The organism is Polynucleobacter paneuropaeus (genome assembly GCF_003261235.1).
Taxonomy (GTDB): Bacteria; Pseudomonadota; Gammaproteobacteria; order Burkholderiales; family Burkholderiaceae; genus Polynucleobacter; species Polynucleobacter paneuropaeus.
This window is the reverse complement of the sequence record NZ_CP030085.1, coordinates 1,361,107-1,376,755: the sequence shown is the minus strand read 5'-3', so window position 1 is coordinate 1,376,755 and position 15,649 is coordinate 1,361,107. Positions and strand designations below refer to the sequence as shown.

Below are 15,649 nucleotides of genomic sequence, written 5' to 3'. Positions count from 1 at the left end.
ATGAAATTGAAGTCCCACATTCCTCTATTAGTTGCAATCATTGGTCTGATTTGTTTGCCGCTATTTGTTGAGAATCCATACTACATTCACTTAGCTGAAACGATTCTGATCTACACCATTTTGTTATTTGGTTTAGATATCGTGGTTGGCTATGTTGGTCAAGTTTCCTTGGGCCATGCAGGTTTATTTGGTATTGGCTCATACACCGCCGGTATTTTGTTTTTCCATCTAGGTTGGCCAATTTGGGCCACTGTTCCTGCTTCGATCATCGTCACAGCAATCTTTGGCGGTATTCTGGCTTTGCCAGCGCTCAAAGTGATTGGTCCTTATCTGGCGATGGTCACCTTGGCATTTGGCACGATTGCACAGATTCTGATTAATGAGATGACTTGGTTAACAGAAGGTCCCCTAGGTATCAAATTGACTCGTCCTGAGTTGATGGGCGTGCCAATGACTAAAGCAGAATATTTCTGGTTAGTGGCTGCCATCATGATCATTGCCATGATCGTTGTGGATCGTTTTGTTAAATCCCAAATGGGCCGGGCCTTTGAAGCCTTACGCGATAGTCCAGTTGCTTGTGACTGTATGGGCGTTTCAGTCTATCGCTTTAAGGTAATCGCCTTTGTGATCAGCGCAGGTTTTGCTGGTTTAGCAGGCAGCCTCTACTCTTACTCTGAGCAATATATTTCTCCCAACACCTATAACAATGAATTAGCCGTCCTCTTCTTGTTAGCCATCATCATGGGTGGACGTAAATCCCGTCTTGGCGCAGCAATTGGTGCAGCCATCATTGTGTTGTTGCCAAAATTACTTGACGACATTAACTTGTTCCGCATCGTTGCATCGATTATTGCGATTGTCGTTACAGTGGGCGCGATTATGGCCTTGTCTAAAAAGATTACCACTCCTAAGCGCGTTGCAATTCCGGTGGCGGGTGTGGTTGGCTTAGCAGCCTTCTCCTTCTGGCTCAATAGCATCGCCGATTGGCGCTTGAGTATTTTTGGTTTCATGATTTTATTGGTGGTGTATTACCTGCAGAACGGTATCGTTGGTTTTTCTAAAACCTTCTACTTGGCAATCACCGGTAAAACCAAAACTACGGTTGGTGAGGCTACTGCAGAAAATACGGATTCCTCAGTGGACTTCATTAGCGCTGTCGGAAATAAAAATACCGGTGCCGAGTTATTGAAGGTCGATTCTGTTCTCATGCAGTTTGGTGGACTCAAAGCGCTTAACAATGTAGATCTGAGCATTAAGCGTGGGACCATTCATGGTTTGATTGGTCCCAACGGTTCTGGTAAGAGCACGATGATGAACGTACTCACAGGTATTTATATACCTACCTCTGGCAATGTGTTCTATGCCGATGAGAGCGTTGTTGGTAAAACCTCATCGGAGATTGCGCTCTCGGGCATTGCTCGCACTTTCCAAAACGTGCAGCTCTTTGGTGAAATGACCGCACTGCAAAATATTTTGGTTGGTCTGCATCACACCTTTAAATCCAATATGTTGGATATCGCTCTGCATTTACCTCGCTACTTAAGAGAAGAGCGCGATGCTCGTAATCGTGCAATGGCCCTATTAAAGTTTGTGGGTCTAGAAAACTTAGCGAATGAAGAAGCCCGCAATTTGCCATACGGTAAACAGCGCTTGCTCGAGATTGCCCGTGCCTTAGCGCTCGACCCAGAATTGCTCTTGCTTGATGAGCCAGCTGCTGGATTAACTGCGCCTGATATCAAAGAGTTGTTGCGCATCATTCGCAAAATTCGGGACAACGGCATTACCTTTATCTTGATTGAGCACCATATGGATGTGGTGATGTCGGTTTGCGATACGGTTTCAGTACTCGACTTTGGTCAGAAGATTGCTGAAGGTAAGCCAGCTGAAGTGCAGGCGGATGAGAAAGTCATCCATGCCTACTTAGGTACTTAATCAGAATTCATTATTAAAATTTATTAAATCGGTAAATACCATGTTATCTATTCAGAATCTCGAAGCAGGCTACGGTAAGGTTAAAGTCCTTCATGGCATCAGCATCGATGTGCCAAAAGGACAAGTGATCACATTGATCGGCTCTAATGGCGCAGGCAAGACTACGACCATGCGTGCGATTACCGGCATGATTAAGCCTACAGCTGGTGAAGTTACCCTCAGTGGCCAAAGAATCGATGGGTCAGATTCACACAAGATCGCTCGTCTTGGCTTGGCGCATAGTCCTGAAGGCCGTCGTGTCTTTACGACGATGTCGGTGACGGATAACTTACTCTTAGGCGCATTCCCCCGTTTTACAGGTAGCCGTCCTAAAGGCGATATCAAAACAGACTTAGAGACCGCCTTAGAAATGTTTCCCCGCCTCAAAGAGCGTCGTAATCAACTCGCTGGCACCTTATCGGGTGGCGAGCAACAAATGTTGGCGATGGCCCGCGCAGTCATGCTCAACCCAGAAATCATTTTGCTGGATGAGCCTTCAATGGGCTTGGCGCCCATCTTGGTAGAAGAGGTCTTCAGAATTATTTCTAATCTGAAGTCGCAAGGGGTGACGATGCTATTGGTTGAGCAGTTTGCCGCTGCTGCGCTCAACGTAGCGGACTATGGCTACGTACTTGAGAATGGCAAGATTGCTACGCATGGCCCTGCTAGTAAACTCAAAGATGATCCTGCTGTGAAAGCTGCTTACCTTGGTGGTAGTGGTCACTAATTCAATTACGTATTCATCCATTAGCAAATAAGCCCTCAATTGAGGGCTTTTTGTTTACTACTTGCATGAAACCCATGACTTAAAAAGCAGCCAAAGAAAATGATGCCAATCACCCAATGTACTGTGATGGCGTGATCTCGAAGGTCTGCAGGGCCGTAATAGAGCAGGGCAGCTGTCAGGATGAGAATGATTAGACAAGCGAGCTGACTAAGCCCGCTGAAGAGCTGCCGTTTAGCCTTTAATCCCGCCTTGAGATGAAATGTCAGGACTGACCCCAAGGCAATCGAGGCCGCCATTGCAGTGACACCATGCCAGCTCAAAATAGTATGGGGTCGAAAGGCAAATACGTGCAGCTGGTAATCCGTTACCAATAAAAAAATCAGACCCGTCATCGAGCACAAGCAAATACTGCTGATGACAAAGTATCTTTGCCATACTGGCATTTTTCCTAAGCGGGCAGCCATAAAGACTCTGCCCCATAGTTTTGGAAAATCGGATGATGGACATCTTGCGATAAAGCCAGTACCTTAGTTAAGGCATCTGCATAGATACACTCTTTTGCGATTATGGAGTACGAACCTTGAAGCGGAGTAGTTCCTTGGCGGGGGTGAAGAATGGTGTGATTGCTCGAGGTGGCAATTGCGCCTTCTTGTAAGCTTCCAATCTGAATGAGTTCATTGACTTGCCTGGGACTGCGAAGTAAGACAGTATGAGATTGTTTCCCAAAGACCCGAAGATCACCCCCTGCATTAACGACTCCATTTTGAATGCCGCAAAGCTTGAGTGCGCGCACGGCCTCATCGACTGCAAAGCCCTTGGCAATGCCACCCAAATCAAGGCAAATTGGCCGGTTCAGACGAATGACTTGATTACCTAGAAATTGAATGCTGAGAATACTGCTCTGATTGGAGGGGGCATGGTTTATCTGATGCAGTGGTAATAATTTTTGATTAACGAGTTGTCTCCCCACCCCGCAATCAAATAAACCATGCGACTCCTGACAAATCAGTTGTGCTGTCTTAAGCACTTTTTCTGTCCAAGGATGAATTTCTAGAGACTGCTCTGGTTCTAGCTGATTCATTATGGAAAGTTCACTATAGGGATCATGAAAGCCCATCAAGCTTTGGACTAAGGCAATCGAGGCAAAAGCTTCATCGATCGCATGAGTGATTTTTCTTGAAGTGAGACCAAGCTGCGTTTCATCTACCTGAATCTCGACATAAGTGCCCAGCATGGGCTTACAGCGCATCATTTGCGAGAAGCTTCCTTTAAAGCTAACTCATAAAGAATTAAGACCCGCTTTACTCCATCAGTGAGATGTTTTGAAGATAAAGTGGCTCCGCTAATATTTTGAATATCCCGATTGAGCTTGATGGGATCATTTGCAGTCTTGCCAATGAATTGCTGACGCCATTGACTATCTGCTACTTCATAGCCATAAGACTCGACGTATTCAAGGATCTCGATACCTTTGACGCTGCCATTGGGTGCTATACCGACTGCATAAGTGATCATTTCGTGTTTGCCCACCACCTCATCAATAATCAGCCAACTGCCATCAGGACCTCGCCAGATTCTTTCTCCAACAAAGGGGTAACGAATACTGGACGCCACTCGCATCCTTTCTTGGAGATCGTTGGTGACAATGATGGGATGCTTGGTTAAGCGCTGATTCGGAAATAAAAGTTGCTGGGCCTGCTCAACCGAGACATAAATTCTGGCCTGTGCCACGATTGGGTGCACCATCATGGCAAGCCCTGCAATACCCAGTAGACTTGGTTGCCAATACATCATGAATTAGTTCAGCGGAAAACCCACTTTAACGATGTATTCATTGACGGTATGGCTATCCCACACGCGGGCATTAGAACATTCTGCTTCGCCACCGTTCATGCAGTTACCACCTTTAAGTTGATAGCGCCAAGCCCCAGTAACCCACCAGTCTTTTGCTGCGTAATGAATATTGGGACCTAAAAAAGTAGCACGTTGTACTTGGTTACGTAGGTTCAGTTCAGAGTAGTCATTATGAAAGCGTGCCTCTACGCCAGCAGACCATTTAGGAGCAAAGCGGTAACTTGCGCCTACTAAAAAATCGAGCATCGATTCAGGGACATTACCATTCTCAATAAATTTGAGTCGCTCATTTGCGGCTACGACATTTCCTGCTAGGATCAAGCGATCATCAATGAAGTTAGACTGTAAAAGCAGGCGCGCTTCAATTTCATCTTTATTTCGTCCCCAAGTTGGCTCTAAATACAGACCAACTCCCACGGGCGAAGTGACTGGATTGGTAATACGGTAAATGGCTTCTAAGGAGGCGCCTTCGACACCTCCTTTAGCATAAGCGGATTCCGGGTTATGGCTTGAAGGAACGCCATAGCCGCCTGTGCAAGTAGGACTCTCGCCGCAGGCCTCTGGATTGGTGTAGTTCTGATTGGCATTGGTATACCCAGAATTGATATAACCCGCAATTTGTAAATCATTTGTTAAGCCGTATTCCAACTCAGTACGAGCGGTCCATTGTTCAAAGGTGCCTGCAGCCTGCTGTTGATTAAGTTGTAAGCGTTGTTCAAATTCCCATTTTTCTTTTGGCTGAAGATCGAGTGTGTAAATCCAGCCAAATACGCCTTCACCTGCATGGGCTAGGGAGAAGTGAAGTGCGGCAGCGATGACGAGAGAGAAAGCAATGAGTCGTTTGATATTGGATTTCATGATGTTGAGGGTTGGTTGGAAAGATGTCATTGAGAATGGTTCTCAATATAAACCAAAAGATAAGAATCATTCTCATTTATGAAAATGACCTTATACCCTTTAATGAAGTGTTGATAACTACAAACACAAGCACAAATTACAAACTTGTAAGATGGAGTCTATGAATCCTGAATCTCTAGAAAAGCTAGTCACAATGAAGATGCCGTTTGGTAAACACGCTGGTCGTCGGATTGCAGAGTTACCTGGAAATTATTTAGCGTGGTTCGCACGCGAAGGTTTTCCTAAAGGAGAGCTAGGCGAGTTACTCGAGTTGATGCATACCTTGGATCACAATGGCTTAAGTGCATTGCTCAATCCCATCAAAGAAAGACTTGGCGTTTCTTTGAGAGGGCCAGAAAACGGTGTCGATGCTTTGTAATTTATTGCTGGTAATTTTTAAAGCCATGAAATGGCCTAGTCTCATTCCAGCGCTCAGGTCGAACGTGGATGGGTTTGCTCAATGTTGCAACGCTTGCTGGTAAATGAAAGTCAATCCCCGTCTTTAAAGCAAGATCTTGGTAAGAGATCGGCGCCATCATGGTCGCATCATCAGTATTCTGAATCCAATATGCCCAAGCCAAATTGCGAGATGGGTCATAGATCAGCTTGAAGAGATACTCGGGTACGGTGACATGATTATTGCCAATGCTCCCAGCTTTTCCTATCGAACCGGTATAAACAAAAATATCACCGTCGATTCTTTTGGCGTACTGCCTTGTGGGCTCCTCAACGTTTTTAGCCCAAATGCCCTGATTGTTTTGTCGGGCTTGCGGCATCATATTGGCCAAAGAGAAAGATTGGGCCATGGAACGTTCATCCCCCATATCGCCGGCAGGTGCGTTATGTCCTCGGTCATAGCCACTCCCGCGATAGTCTGACAAACTCGCGCGCTCAGATACAGACAAGCGAGCCTCTTCATAAAATAGGTTCGTCCGGGCTTGCTTAGGTTTGGTGAGCCTCTCTCGATTGAGCTTTTCAACTACATAGATTGGCTTCTTGTCGCTTGGGGAGTAATAGACGGCAAAACCATCAAAACAGAGGTCTCTGCCGACCTGAGTCAGACTTGGGATCTCGCCCCTGGGAAAATACTCCAGACAATCATCAAAGATCGCCAGTGCTGAAAGAGGGTAGGCTAGGCAAGCCAGGAGTAAGACTCGGGCAAATGATTTCATGGTCACCAGTGTAGGGTGATGCCTACTGAATTGGGGTTTACCCAGGATTTACTAGGCCATTTTGCTGGGTTCATTCACCCTTCAACCTAAGTTTCTATAGTGCTCAGCAGCACGTTCACGAATACTATCTGTAGGAATTTCAACGCACTGAAATACTAGATGTATGGTCTAAAGCAACATTTTTTCATTTCAAAATGTAAAAAAATAGGTTTCATAGAAAATTTCTATGAATTAAAATTAGTGAGCCCTAACTTTTATAACTTATTGATTTAAATGATATTTTTAGGATATGGGGAGCCCTAAGAGGAATATGACAGAATTGTCATATCTATAAGTTATCGAATCGATAATCCTTATTCTTGACTTGATATAAGAACCTTCATAGCATGGCCCATGTTCTTTATATATTGCATTGCAACATAGCCTCAGTTGGTATTGAAGTGAGGTCATGAGGCGGTGCAAAAAATGAATGCGTAAATGCTTAACAAACAATTCGAATGCCACACCGCTTGAGCAATCCATAATCGGATCAGCCAGGGCAGCCCTGATCCGCTTTATGGATCCAGTCTATCGGGGCGTACACGGTCTCATGATCGTGGGAGTTTTTCTCATCGTTGGTTTATGGCTTTCTGGTAACGGCACTAATGCAGGCCCATTTGATTTGGCTCGCGTTCTCGTGCCTGATGAAGCTCGCCAAATGGTTTGGCAGGGTGGATATACCGGTAGCAGCCAATCTGGTTTGGCAGCATTGGATTCCCAAACCTCAGAACAAGACATCGCCCATATTATTTATGGTCGCGCTTCTTTCCCATTGATCAAGCAAGAAACAATTGGACTGCTTAATCCTGAGGTGGCCCGCATTCAGGTGAAATCGATTTCTCATCTAGCGGATCAAATTCCCAGCTCAAAGATTGATCCTCAGGCTTTGGACAGTAATTTGATGACCCCTGTTAAAAACCAGAGGGCGGTTGCAGAGTATTTCGAGAAAAAGTACAACTTAGATAAAAACAAGATTGAAGAGTATGTTTCGAATGCAGTACTCATTTCTCGTGAAGTCAAAATCGACCCCGTCTTGTTACTTGCTGTGATCTCAGTCGAATCCAATTTCAACCCCATGACCAAGAGCGAAGCCGGTGCTGAAGGCTTGATGCAGGTAATGACTAATGTGCATAAAGAAAAATATGCACCGTATGGCGGCGTTGCTGGCGCAGTGAAGCCCGAAGTCAATATACGAATTGGTGCTTACATCTTGAAGTACTTGATCGCAACTTCTGGCTCACTTCGTAATGGCTTGAAGTTCTATGTTGGCGCAGGTAATGCAGATAACGATGGCGGCTATGCTGACAAAGTGATGGCAGAGCGCAATCGTATTATTGAGCTGTGTAAATCAAGCTTAAACACTAAGCTGGCATTTAACGGACAAAAAGAGCGCTCATCACCCACAATTTCGAGACCGCAATCAATCAACAGGCCACTTCTGCATCGCTGCACAAGTGGCCTGAATTTTTTTTGCAAGTGTTCTTAATGAACGCCGTGTAACTCGACGTCAAATACCAAAGTCGCATTGGGTGGAATCACACCACCAGCGCCACGAGGGCCGTAACCCATCTCCGAGGGGATGATTAAGGTGCGCTTGCCACCAATTTTCATGCCTGCAACACCATGGTCCCAACCCTGAATGACATGACCAGCGCCAAGTGGGAAACTGAAGAGCTGACCGCGATCGAGTGAGCTATCAAACTTTTGCCCTTTATGATCTGCAGCTTTCTCGTCGTATAGCCAGCCGGTGTAATGCACATCAACGTGTTTGCCGGCAGTCGCTTCTGTACCATCGCCAACGACAGTATCGATTTTCTGGAGTTCGCTCATATTTTGATTCCTTTTAGCTTAATCAGCACGACAGTATATGCGTAGGCTCCATGAGAGATATTGACTCTGTTTCTTCTCGGTGAAATCCCTTACAAGAGGGCAGTAAGCATCTTTATTGGGCAAAAACGGCCTATTTTTTGACAGTCAATGATTTAAAATCAACGGTTCTGATCAGTGACATTAAATCGACATCAGAACGACATCACAAGACGAGAAAATAGCTTCGGATCATCAAAATTGAGGAAACAGTAATGGCTGCAGGGAAATCAAAAATTATTTATACGCTGACCGATGAGGCACCACTTTTAGCTACCGGTTCATTTTTACCCATCATTCGAGCATTTACAGCGCCAGCGGGTGTTGAGGTTGCCGAAAGCGATATCTCTGTAGCGGCCAGAATCTTGGCTGAGTTTTCTGACTGTTTAACGCCTGAGCAAAAGGTCAATGACAACTTAGCGGAATTGGGCAAGTTGACCTTATTACCCGATACCAACATTATTAAGTTGCCCAATATCAGCGCTTCGGTACCGCAACTACTGGCAGCGATTAAAGAACTCCAAGCCAAGGGCTATGCTTTGCCGAATTTTCCAGAAGATCCCAAGAGTGATGCAGAAAAATCGATTCGGGCACGTTACTCAAAGTGTTTAGGTAGCGCAGTTAACCCAATATTACGTGAGGGTAACTCTGATCGTCGCGCACCGAATGCAGTAAAACAGTTTGCTCGTAAACATCCGCATTCAATGGGCGAGTGGAGTCAGGCTTCCCGCACGCACGTTTCACATATGCATGGTGGGGATTTCTACGCCGGTGAAAAATCGATGACACTCACAAAAGCATGTGAAGTCAAAATGGATTTAGTCACCAAGAGTGGCAAAACCATTGTGCTGAAGTCCAAAATGCCCCTACAAGCTGGCGAAATTATTGACAGCATGTTCATGAGTAAGAAAGCCTTGTGCGAGTTCTATGAAAAAGAAATTGAAGATGCATATAAAACTGGCATGATGCTGTCCTTGCACGTCAAGGCCACCATGATGAAGGTTTCCCATCCCATCGTATTTGGTCATGCTGTCAAGATTTTCTATAAAGAGGCTTTTGCAAAACACGCTAAGTTGTTTGAAGAGCTAGGTGTTAATGCCAATAACGGCATGAGCAGCCTCTATGACAAGATCAAAACTTTGCCTGAGTCTAAGCGTGAAGAGATTATTCAAGATTTGCATGCATGCCATGAGCACCGTCCTGCCTTGGCGATGGTGGACTCGGCTAAAGGGATTACCAATTTACATTCACCAAGCGACGTGATTGTGGATGCTTCGATGCCTGCGATGATTCGTGTAGGCGGCAAGATGTGGGGTGCCGATGGTCGTTTGCATGATACGAAAGCCGTAATACCAGAGAGTACTTTTGCCCGAATTTATCAAGAGATTATTAACTTCTGTAAGACTCACGGTAATTTTGATCCCACCACGATGGGCACCGTACCGAACGTAGGTTTAATGGCTCAGCAGGCAGAAGAGTACGGCTCACACGATAAAACCTTTGAAATTCCTGAAGCTGGTGTAGCGCGCATTGTGACTGAAGAGGGTACTGTCCTGCTTGAGCAAAATGTGGAAGAGGGTGATATCTGGCGTATGTGCCAGGCGAAAGATGCGCCAATACGGGATTGGGTCAAATTGGCTGTGAATCGTGCACGTCTCTCTAATACACCTGCAGTCTTCTGGTTAGACGAATACCGCCCTCACGAAGCTGAGCTCATTAAGAAAGTTAAAACCTATTTACAAGATTACGATCTAACGGGTTTAGATATTCAGATCATGTCGCAAACGCGTGCAATGCGTTACACCCTAGAGCGCGTCATTCGCGGTAAGGACACCATTTCAGTCACTGGCAACATCTTGCGTGACTACTTAACGGATTTATTCCCCATCATGGAACTTGGCACCAGTGCCAAGATGTTATCGATTGTGCCTTTGATGGCTGGTGGTGGTTTATTTGAAACCGGTGCGGGAGGTTCAGCACCTAAGCACGTTCAACAGCTCGTTGAAGAGAATCATTTGCGCTGGGATTCCCTAGGCGAATTCTTAGCTTTGGCAGTCTCTCTCGAAGATATCAGCGATAAGACGGGCAATGCGAAAGCAAAAATTCTAGCGAAGACTTTGGACGAGGCGACCGGTAAGTTGCTGGATAACAATAAATCACCTTCTCCTCGGACTGGTGAACTCGATAATCGCGGAAGTCAGTTTTATTTGGCGATGTATTGGGCTCAAGCATTGGCTGCTCAGACTGAAGATAAAGAGCTGCAAGCACACTTTGCCCCAATTGCAAAAGCATTGGTCGAGCAAGAAAGCAAAATCATTGATGAACTCAAGGCGGTTCAGGGCAAACCAGCGGATATTGGTGGTTACTTCAAACCTGATCCAGTTAAATTTGCTGCAGTGATGCGCCCAAGCCCAACCCTGAATGCCATTATTGATAAGGCAGCAGCGTAGTTCTGAGAGCAAGATTGCGCTGTAAATGAAAAAGGCAAGCCTCTGGTTTGCCTTTTTCAATAGCAAAATCGAGAACTCTCATGAAATTCAAAATGGGCGCAAAATAGATTAAAGACTTTTTAAAAAGGCGCTAACCATGACTTATCAAGATCCTCAAATTCTGCCAAGTGATATCACACCCCAAGCCGTTTATAAAAAACGTCGTCAGTTGATACAGGCTGCAGCAGCAGGCAGTTTTGGGCTTGCGTTAGCGCCTTGGTTTTCCAGAGAAGTCCTGGCAGCGAATGCGCAAACATTGGCAGCAACACCCAATCCGCTATATGTTGGCAAGGAGGATCTAACGCCTCTCAAAGATGTAACAGGCTATAACAACTTCTATGAGTTCGGGACGGATAAACGCGCCCCCGCTGAAAATGCTAGCACCCTCCAAACTCGGCCTTGGACTATTACTGTTGAGGGTTTAGTCAAAAAGCCCATGACTTTTGACATCGATGCATTATTAAAGCTGGCCCCGATGGAGCAGCGTGTCTATCGTCTGCGCTGTGTTGAGGGCTGGTCGATGGTTATTCCTTGGGATGGTTACCCGCTCTCTAGTTTGCTGAGCAAAGTGGAGCCCTTGGGCTCTGCTAAGTATGTTGAATTTGTTTCACTTGCAGATCGTAAACAAATGCCTGGGGTTAATAGCCCTATCTTGGATTGGCCGTATCGAGAAGGCTTGCGCTTAGACGAGGCCATGAATCCGCTAACACTCCTCACTTTTGGTTTGTATGGCGAAGTATTACCTAAGCAAAATGGGGCTCCAGTCAGAGTAGTGGTACCTTGGAAGTATGGCTTTAAAAGCGCGAAGTCCATTGTCAAAATTCGGTTCACAGAAGAGATGCCAACTACCAGTTGGTATAAATATGCTCCAAGTGAGTATGGTTTTTACTCCAACGTGAATCCCGCGGTAGATCACCCCCGCTGGAGTCAAGCCAGTGAGAGAAGAATTGGTGATCCTAAAGGCATTTTTGCGCCCAAGATCAAGACGCAGATGTTCAATGGTTACGGTGATCAAGTTGCCAGTATGTATGCAGGCATGGATTTGAAAAAGTTTTACTAAATCTTTGGTAATGAAGTTAGTCATCTTCTTATTGGCTTTATTGCCCCTAGATCGTCTGATCTATCGCGCCCTCACGGATGGTTTAGGAGCTAATCCAATTGAGTTCATTACGAGATCTACTGGTACTTGGGCGCTCGTCTTGCTCTGCATTACCTTAGCCATGACTCCTTTGCGCTTGCTAATCGGCTCTAGTCAGCCCATTAAATGCCGCCGTATGCTCGGACTCTTTTGTTTCTTTTATGCCAGCCTGCATTTTGTGATTTGGCTTTGGCTTGATCAAAGCTTCGATTTAGCAGCCATGTTGAAAGACATTGTGAAGCGTCCTTTCATTACGATGGGGTTTTTGAGCTTTGTCTTGCTCATCCCCTTGGCACTGACCTCAACCCATTGGGCGCAAAGAAAACTGGGGCGCCGCTGGACATTACTACATAAACTGATTTATGTGATTGCAGTGACTGTAATCTTACATTATTGGTGGCATAAGGCCGGTAAAAATGATTTACAGACCGTTTCGATTTATGCGGGTGTAGTCTTCATTCTCTTATGCTGCAGAATTCCGTGGATGAGAAATCAACTCACAAAACTCAAACTCAGCTAATTTACTAGAAATTAAACGAGGCTTTGCTGTAAACCATCCATTTGTATTGTTGATAGGTTTCTACTACTTGTTTACTGGCGCCGACTGCAAATAAAAAATGGCGATTCACTCGATGTGTCACCATCGCATCTAATGGCACAAACCATCCGCCAGCTGCAGCGTTGTAGTTAATACCGTTCTCATCCCAAAAACGAATTTGAGTATTGGGCGCTAACTGAATACCAACAGTGGGATACAACTCAAGCCGCCGCACCGCAGGAGAAGGGCTGGGATTGCCTGGGCCAGTATTGTTTTGTACATCAAAGCCATACATATATCTCGTTAGTGGTGAAAAATCTGCCAGCCAAGTTTGTGAACCAAGAGGAGGTTTGTATGAGGCGCCTACTTGTGGGCCTGCCACCCACTGATTACTGAGGGCAACCGGCAAAATGACTCGACCACCTGCGCTACTACTCCAAGATTGATTGAAGTTTGCAACCGTTCCCCAGGCAGTTAAAAAAGTGGTCCCAGCACCATGATGATCGACCCCACCCTCGCTTGGGCTATGAGAGTAGACCGATACATTCGACGTATCGAGCCTGAGAGTGCCGCGCCATTGATCAAACTCCAGGGGCTGGTAATAACGAAGTAGCAGGGTATCCGAGTACGTTTCCGTACCCATATAGGCGTGATAGCCCCAAAACTCTAAAATGTGCTGATTATCTGTGTCCGAGCTTGAGCTGGCATCGCTTGCAAAAGTAGCGCTAGCCCATGCAATGCAACACGATGCGAAGAGAAGTCGAATTGTATTCAGGGCTGCAGCCTTGTTGAGCGTTAAATTACTGAAGGCTTTAATATTAAAGTAAGTAAATGAAGAAAAGAAGAATATGGAACATACCGTACTAGTTACCGGGGCAACTGCAGGATTTGGTGAGGCTGCTGCGAGGCGTTTCTTAAAGCATGGCCATAAAGTCATTGCGGCAGGCAGAAGAATCGACCGACTCGCAGCGCTCAAAAAATCATTACCAAGTGAACAACAAGACAAATTACTCACTCTCGTGTTAGATGTCTGTGATAGCAACCAAGTTGATCAATTGCCTAGCAATTTGCCTGCTGCTTTTGCAAAAGTGAGCATCTTGGTCAATAACGCTGGACTGGCGCTTGGACTTGAGCCTGCGCACAAAGCCGATTTATCGGATTGGGATCGTATGATCGATACCAATATCAAAGGTCTAGTTCATATGACGCGGGCTTTTTTACCTGGCATGGTGGAGCGCAAGTTAGGGCATGTCATCAATTTAGGCTCAGTAGCTGCAAACTATCCCTATCCTGGTGGCAATACCTATGGTGCAACCAAGGCATTTGTTCAGCAATTTAGTTTGAACTTACGTGCAGATTTAGTCGGCACTCCGATTCGGGTCACTTGTATTGAACCTGGCATGTGCTCTGGCACTGAGTTTTCTAATGTCCGCTTCAAGGGTGACGACAGCAAAGCGAATAATGTTTACGAAGGCGTGCACGCCCTGAGTGCCGATGAAATTGCTGAAACTATTTATTGGTCTGCTACTCTGCCAGCGCATATGAATATCAACGTGCTGGAGGTGATGCCAGTTCAGCAAAGCTTTGGTGCTTTGCAGATTCATCGGGGCAAGTTGTAGGCTGTAGCAAACCATTCTTATGGCAAAACCAGTCTCCCTCGAAAAAATTCTGTTTAGTCAGGGCTTTGGTACACGACGTTACTGTAGCGACTTGGTTTACGCCGATCTTGTGAAAGTCAATGGCGTTTTGGCCGAAGATCCAGAAGAGCGTATCTCAACGGAAGGTTTGATTCTGAATGTAGAGGGTCAAGATTGGGAATTTCATGAGAAGGCCTATATTGCTTTTCATAAACCAACGAACTACGAGTGCTCTCATAAAACCACGCATCATCCCAGTGTCTACAGCTTATTGCCCAGACCTTTTGTTGAGCGTGGTCTGCAATGCGTAGGGCGTTTAGATTTTGATACTACGGGCTTGTTATTGATTTCAGATGACGGTCAATTTATTCACAAGATGACTACGCCCAAGAAGAATATTGGCAAAGTTTATGAAATTACGACAGCCGAGCCGATTCAGGGCAAACAACTAGATCATTTATTGAAGGGGGTCATCTTGGATGACGATCCAAAGCCTTGCTTTGCAAAGGCTTGCGAACAGATTGATGAGCACCGTTTGGCGATGACGATCGTAGAGGGGCGCTACCACCAAGTTAAACGCATGATGGCCGCAGTTGGCAATCATGTAGCGCAATTGCATCGCACCCAAATCGGTGCGTACTCGATGCCAGTAGATTTAGCAGAAGGTCAGTGGCATTGGCTCTCTGAGTCGGACTTACAACAATTAGCAAAGAGCGTTGAATGAACAATAGTGTAGATATCCATCAATTTGACTTTAAGACTACTTTGCCAGATTGGCAGATTGATCTCCTTACGAGAACCTTGTCACGCATTTTTGTTTTCAAGGATTTTGAAGCGGCGTTTGCTTTTATGACACTATGCGCAGGATATGCTGAAAAAATTGACCACCATCCTGATTGGTCCAATAGCTGGAATCAAGTCAAGGTGCAATTACGTACGCATTCAGCGAATGATGTGACGACACTGGATATTGAGTTGGCAAAAGCGATGGATGCCTTTGCTAATCAAATTCAAAATCCTGCTTAATGCTCTTCCTCGCCACTCTCTTCAGAAGTAATGCTCATCAAGATGGTGGCTAAGAGGCCATACACCACCTCAGTAGAAATCATGCCATCTTCATCCAGCTCATCAATCAGATCATTGAGACAATCTTCAGTAGGCTCATTGAGTAAAGTCATGGCGCATTCGCAGCCATAATCAAAGTCTTCATCGCCAGGGTTTTGATTATCGGTATTCATAAAGATCCCTTGTGGAGTGTTGGGTGATGCTGATTAGAAAACCCAGCATAGCAAAAAAAGATGTCTTTAGCTAAGGCTTTTTG

At 45.5% G+C, this 15,649-nt stretch carries 18 protein-coding genes; 10 read left to right on the top strand and 8 right to left on the bottom strand.

All coding sequences use genetic code 11. The features are described from left to right. Window positions 1-1,932, top strand: a complete 1,932-nt coding sequence (locus tag Pas1_RS07235) for a branched-chain amino acid ABC transporter ATP-binding protein/permease (protein WP_112295192.1) — start codon at window positions 1-3, stop codon at window positions 1,930-1,932. A 40-nt stretch (window positions 1,933-1,972) separates the two neighbouring features. Further along, window positions 1,973-2,698 carry an ABC transporter ATP-binding protein gene (locus Pas1_RS07230; protein WP_112203145.1) on the top strand — a complete coding sequence of 242 codons (726 nt, stop codon included), beginning with the start codon at window positions 1,973-1,975 and terminating at the stop codon, window positions 2,696-2,698. A 35-nt stretch (window positions 2,699-2,733) separates the two neighbouring features. On the opposite strand, the gene Pas1_RS07225 is transcribed toward Pas1_RS07230, so the two are convergent. Genes Pas1_RS07225 through Pas1_RS07210 form a run of 4 tightly spaced genes read right to left on the bottom strand, consistent with a single transcriptional unit; the run spans window position 2,734 to window position 5,440 of the window. Continuing rightward, window positions 2,734-3,162 carry a hypothetical protein gene (locus Pas1_RS07225; protein ID WP_112203147.1) on the bottom strand — a complete coding sequence of 143 codons (429 nt, stop codon included), beginning with the start codon at window positions 3,160-3,162 and terminating at the stop codon, window positions 2,734-2,736. Next, complete coding sequence (locus tag Pas1_RS07220; RefSeq protein WP_112294888.1) at window positions 3,147-3,950, bottom strand: FAD:protein FMN transferase; 804 nt, start codon at window positions 3,948-3,950, stop codon at window positions 3,147-3,149. The genes Pas1_RS07225 and Pas1_RS07220 overlap by 16 nt, the downstream gene beginning before the upstream one ends. Continuing rightward, complete coding sequence (locus Pas1_RS07215) at window positions 3,947-4,492, bottom strand: FMN-binding protein (RefSeq protein ID WP_225971601.1); 546 nt, start codon at window positions 4,490-4,492, stop codon at window positions 3,947-3,949. The genes Pas1_RS07220 and Pas1_RS07215 overlap by 4 nt, the downstream gene beginning before the upstream one ends. A gap of 3 nt (window positions 4,493-4,495) precedes the next feature. After that, on the bottom strand, window positions 4,496-5,440 hold the full coding sequence (locus Pas1_RS07210) for a DUF6662 family protein (protein WP_225971600.1): 945 nt from the start codon (window positions 5,438-5,440) through the stop codon (window positions 4,496-4,498). A gap of 130 nt (window positions 5,441-5,570) precedes the next feature. Between Pas1_RS07210 and Pas1_RS07205 the strand changes: the two genes are divergently transcribed. Further along, entirely contained in the window at window positions 5,571-5,828 is a 258-nt protein-coding gene (locus Pas1_RS07205) for a DUF3820 family protein (RefSeq protein ID WP_112294887.1), read from the top strand. A gap of 1 nt (window position 5,829) precedes the next feature. Here the strand turns inward: Pas1_RS07205 and Pas1_RS07200 are convergent, their stop codons facing one another. After that, window positions 5,830-6,621 (bottom strand): DNA/RNA non-specific endonuclease, encoded by a 792-nt coding sequence (locus tag Pas1_RS07200; protein ID WP_112294886.1) that lies wholly within the window; start codon window positions 6,619-6,621, stop codon window positions 5,830-5,832. 469 nt (window positions 6,622-7,090) lie between these two features. Between Pas1_RS07200 and Pas1_RS07195 the strand changes: the two genes are divergently transcribed. Next, on the top strand, window positions 7,091-8,146 hold the full coding sequence (locus Pas1_RS07195) for a transglycosylase SLT domain-containing protein (protein ID WP_112294885.1): 1,056 nt from the start codon (window positions 7,091-7,093) through the stop codon (window positions 8,144-8,146). On the opposite strand, the gene Pas1_RS07190 is transcribed toward Pas1_RS07195, so the two are convergent. Then, on the bottom strand, window positions 8,143-8,490 hold the full coding sequence (locus Pas1_RS07190; RefSeq protein WP_112203157.1) for an FKBP-type peptidyl-prolyl cis-trans isomerase: 348 nt from the start codon (window positions 8,488-8,490) through the stop codon (window positions 8,143-8,145). The genes Pas1_RS07195 and Pas1_RS07190 overlap by 4 nt on opposite strands. A 251-nt stretch (window positions 8,491-8,741) precedes the next feature. Here Pas1_RS07190 and Pas1_RS07185 point away from each other — a divergent pair, with 251 nt between their 5' ends. The 3 genes from Pas1_RS07185 (at window position 8,742) to Pas1_RS07175 (ending at window position 12,673) form a co-directional block, all read left to right on the top strand. Beyond that, a complete protein-coding gene (locus Pas1_RS07185) occupies window positions 8,742-10,976 on the top strand; it encodes an NADP-dependent isocitrate dehydrogenase (RefSeq protein ID WP_112294884.1) in 2,235 nt (744 codons plus the stop codon). 136 nt (window positions 10,977-11,112) lie between these two features. Next, complete coding sequence (gene msrP / locus Pas1_RS07180; protein ID WP_112294883.1) at window positions 11,113-12,075, top strand: protein-methionine-sulfoxide reductase catalytic subunit MsrP; 963 nt, start codon at window positions 11,113-11,115, stop codon at window positions 12,073-12,075. Between the two features lie 10 nt (window positions 12,076-12,085). Next, entirely contained in the window at window positions 12,086-12,673 is a 588-nt protein-coding gene (locus Pas1_RS07175; protein ID WP_112294882.1) for a protein-methionine-sulfoxide reductase heme-binding subunit MsrQ, read from the top strand. 4 nt (window positions 12,674-12,677) lie between these two features. Here the strand turns inward: Pas1_RS07175 and Pas1_RS07170 are convergent, their stop codons facing one another. Beyond that, window positions 12,678-13,334 carry a hypothetical protein gene (locus Pas1_RS07170; RefSeq protein ID WP_112294881.1) on the bottom strand — a complete coding sequence of 219 codons (657 nt, stop codon included), beginning with the start codon at window positions 13,332-13,334 and terminating at the stop codon, window positions 12,678-12,680. Window positions 13,335-13,539: 205 nt separating this feature from the next. On the opposite strand from Pas1_RS07170, the gene Pas1_RS07165 reads away from it, so the two are divergent. The 3 genes from Pas1_RS07165 to Pas1_RS07155 are packed head-to-tail and all read left to right on the top strand — an operon-like array spanning window position 13,540 to window position 15,354. Further along, window positions 13,540-14,310 carry an SDR family oxidoreductase gene (locus tag Pas1_RS07165; protein ID WP_112294880.1) on the top strand — a complete coding sequence of 257 codons (771 nt, stop codon included), beginning with the start codon at window positions 13,540-13,542 and terminating at the stop codon, window positions 14,308-14,310. A 19-nt stretch (window positions 14,311-14,329) separates the two neighbouring features. Further along, the gene (locus tag Pas1_RS07160) at window positions 14,330-15,052 is read left to right on the top strand and encodes a pseudouridine synthase (protein WP_112238509.1); all 723 of its coding nucleotides are present in this window, start codon (window positions 14,330-14,332) and stop codon (window positions 15,050-15,052) included. Beyond that, on the top strand, window positions 15,049-15,354 hold the full coding sequence (locus Pas1_RS07155; RefSeq protein WP_112238507.1) for a 4a-hydroxytetrahydrobiopterin dehydratase: 306 nt from the start codon (window positions 15,049-15,051) through the stop codon (window positions 15,352-15,354). The genes Pas1_RS07160 and Pas1_RS07155 overlap by 4 nt, the downstream gene beginning before the upstream one ends. Here the strand turns inward: Pas1_RS07155 and Pas1_RS07150 are convergent. Then, window positions 15,351-15,566: a hypothetical protein gene (locus Pas1_RS07150; RefSeq protein ID WP_112203172.1), complete on the bottom strand. Its 216-nt coding sequence runs from the start codon at window positions 15,564-15,566 to the stop codon at window positions 15,351-15,353. The genes Pas1_RS07155 and Pas1_RS07150 overlap by 4 nt on opposite strands. Window positions 15,567-15,649 lie beyond the last annotated feature (83 nt).